Here is a 2794-nt window from a genome sequence, read left to right on the forward strand (position 1 = left end):
CTATCTTTTTAATCATCGCTTTTATTAGTTATTATTCCTATCATTTTAGTTATAAGACCACAGGATTCAAGGAATTACATGTTTTTTCTTTTCCTCCAAATGTGAATCCTGATGAAGTGGATGTCTTATATGTACATGTACGAGCAGAGCCGATGAACCAATGGGAATATTGGTATAAAAATATCAACTTATCATCATGATAATCAGGGGAAGAAAAACACTTGCAGGTGTGAAATTGTTCTGTTTTTAAAGACCTTTACAGTTTCCGGTTGCTAAAAAACCGTCTGGACGGTACACTAAAAAGACTATTTGTTTCCCTTGGGAACATTCAGATACGATAACTAGAATAGGGGAAAAGTCTGTATGAAGAATCAAAAGATTTCACTTGTTTTATTATTATGCAATTTATTTATTGCTTTCCTTGGAATTGGTTTGGTTATTCCCGTTATGCCATCGTTTATCAAGGAATTAGGCTTAAATGGAGAGATCATGGGCTATCTTGTTGCAGCCTTTGCGTTAGCTCAATTAATTGCTTCACCATTTACTGGTGTTTGGGTCGATAAAGTTGGACGTAAGCCGATGATTGTTTTTGGCTTATTTCTGTTTTCTTTATCTGAGCTGATTTTTGCTGTAGGCAGTCATATAAGTCTCCTGTTTTTATCACGGATTTTAGGCGGAATCAGCGCTGCATTCATCATGCCTGCAGTTACTGCTTTTGTAGCGGATATCACAACGCTTAAAGAACGTCCGAAAGTACTAGGCTATGTTTCTGCAAGCATCAGTGCCGGATTTATTATTGGTCCGGGAATTGGCGGCTTTATAGCAGAAATTGGTGTTCGTGCACCGTTCTATTTTGCATCCGTTATTGCACTCGCTGCCGCTCTATTTTCTATGATTATTCTTAAAGAACCATTAACGAAAGAAGAATTAGCGGCTGGCAGCCAGTCAAGTGGAAAGGTCAATATTTGGTCCGAATTGAAAAAGTCCTTCCAGCCCAAGTACTTAGTTCCTTTACTGATTGTTTTTGTCTTAGCATTCGGATTAGCAGCTTATGAAACAATGTTCAGCTTATTTGTTGATGAAAAGTTTGGTTTTACGCCAAAGGATATTTCCGTCATTATAACGGTTGGAGCAGTCTTTGGTGTTGTTGCTCAGGTTGTATTCTTTGGAAAACTGGTGGAATGGCTGGGTGAGAAAAAGTTAATACAAGTTAGCCTAGTTATGGCATCTGTCTTTATGTTCGTGTCGGTTTTTGTAAGCAGCTATGCAATGATTATGGCAGTTACCTTTATTGTATTCTTAGGATGCGATATCCTCCGTCCTGCAATCACTTCTTTATTATCAAGAATTGCAGGTAATGAACAAGGCTTTGTCGCTGGAATGAATTCAACGTATACAAGCCTTGGCAATATTATCGGTCCTGCATTAGCTGGTATTTTCTTTGATATAAATCTAAATCTCCCTTATATTTTTGCAGGTGCTATTCTGATGGTCGGATTTGTGATGACAGTCATGTGGAAGTCATCTGGAATAATAGAAGAAGGGTAACTGTACAGGGAGCTGTCACGAAATGAATGAACGAACAAAGCCAGAAAAAATCTTAGATGCAGCGGCTGCCATTGTCCGCAGGGACGGTGTTGCAAAACTGACACTAGAAGCAGCAGCGAAAGAAGCAGGAATAAGTAAAGGCGGCCTGCTGTACCACTTTCCCAATAAAGAATCCTTAATCGATGGTATGGTTACAAGATGTTCCAATACATTTGTTGAGGATGTCGAGGGACGAGCGACGTTAGACCCTATTCAAACTGGGAAGTACAGCAGAGCCTTTCTGGAAGCAACTTTTAAGGAGTTAGAAGAAGGGCTGGAAATTAGCTCAGGGATGCATGCGTCCTTGTTTACCAATCCTGAAATGCTCGAATGTTTACAAGAACATTACCGTACATGGAAAGAAAAAATGGAAAACGAAGGTCTTGATCCGGTCACAGCAAACATTATCAGACTGGCATCAGATGGCCTATGGTATGCCGATTTATTCGGGATGGCGCCTTTAGAGAAAGAACTGAGAGAAAAAGTATTTTCACAGCTTTCGGCTTGGACGAAAGAGCCTTTTAAGAGAGGCGATTAAAATGAAGCTAAAATAAGCTACTTCCCTCCCGAAAAGATAATAACTGTACCGAGGGAAGAAGCCACTTATCCTTTTGAAATTAATGGTGAGTTCCAATATATCGTAGAGTTTTCTTGTGATTATAAAGGTACCTATGAAGAATTCTTTTGTAATTGGATGAATAGCCCAGATTATTATCCTATTTATTCACTTGCGGAAATCTATAATTTTCAAAAAGAAGAGTATGAAGAGCTGTTTATGATGCAACATATAGAGTTTACTTATATGAAAGGGAGTCGTAAAAACACGTTCTTTGTAAAGGCAATTATACGCAGCCCGAAGCAATTTAAAGAATATTATCCTTATTTGTACGGGAATGGAAGCATGTTGAACGTATCTTTATGGTCCCTAAAACAGGATGTATTCAGGCTAGAGGAAAGGGAATATGAGTCACCTTATCCTGTGAAAAGGACTAAAAATAACCGAACCAGACTAGTTAAAGTAAAGTTGATAACCAATACCCCGATAGTAACTTTAGCTGAAAGTTCCACTATGTTTTGGGTAGGTTATGATGGTGATTATATTACGGCGTTCTCAAATGGTGAACACTTCTCTACAATAGACTCTCTTCAAAAAATAATACTAGATAAGGTCGAGCTAATAACTGTTGATTATGAGTGGGAGTAGTGT

Annotated in this window: 4 protein-coding genes; all 4 read left to right on the plus strand. The window is 38.5% G+C overall.

Annotated elements, in window-relative coordinates:
• Positions 1-200 (plus strand): hypothetical protein (locus tag AC52RT_RS10065; protein WP_495540619.1); only part of this gene is annotated, 200 nt, incomplete at its 5' end.
• A 163-nt stretch (positions 201-363) separates the two neighbouring features.
• Positions 364-1548 carry an MFS transporter gene (locus AC52RT_RS10070; RefSeq protein ID WP_495540620.1) on the plus strand — a complete coding sequence of 395 codons (1185 nt, stop codon included), beginning with the start codon at positions 364-366 and terminating at the stop codon, positions 1546-1548.
• Between the two features lie 22 nt (positions 1549-1570).
• On the plus strand, positions 1571-2125 hold the full coding sequence (locus tag AC52RT_RS10075) for a TetR/AcrR family transcriptional regulator (protein WP_495540621.1): 555 nt from the start codon (positions 1571-1573) through the stop codon (positions 2123-2125).
• 156 nt (positions 2126-2281) lie between these two features.
• Positions 2282-2791: a hypothetical protein gene (locus AC52RT_RS10080; protein WP_495540622.1), complete on the plus strand. Its 510-nt coding sequence runs from the start codon at positions 2282-2284 to the stop codon at positions 2789-2791.
• The last annotated feature ends 3 nt before the right edge of the window (positions 2792-2794 follow it).

The organism is Peribacillus sp., assembly GCF_059453735.1.

What these genes read in the sequence shown, in the direction of transcription:
- AC52RT_RS10075 (WP_495540621.1), top strand. Translation starts at nt 1,571, where the DNA reads ATGAATGAACGAACAAAGCCAGAAAAAATCTTAGATGCAGCGGCTGCC.
- AC52RT_RS10080 (WP_495540622.1), top strand. Translation starts at nt 2,282, where the DNA reads ATGAATAGCCCAGATTATTATCCTATTTATTCACTTGCGGAAATCTAT.
- AC52RT_RS10070 (WP_495540620.1), top strand. Translation starts at nt 364, where the DNA reads ATGAAGAATCAAAAGATTTCACTTGTTTTATTATTATGCAATTTATTT.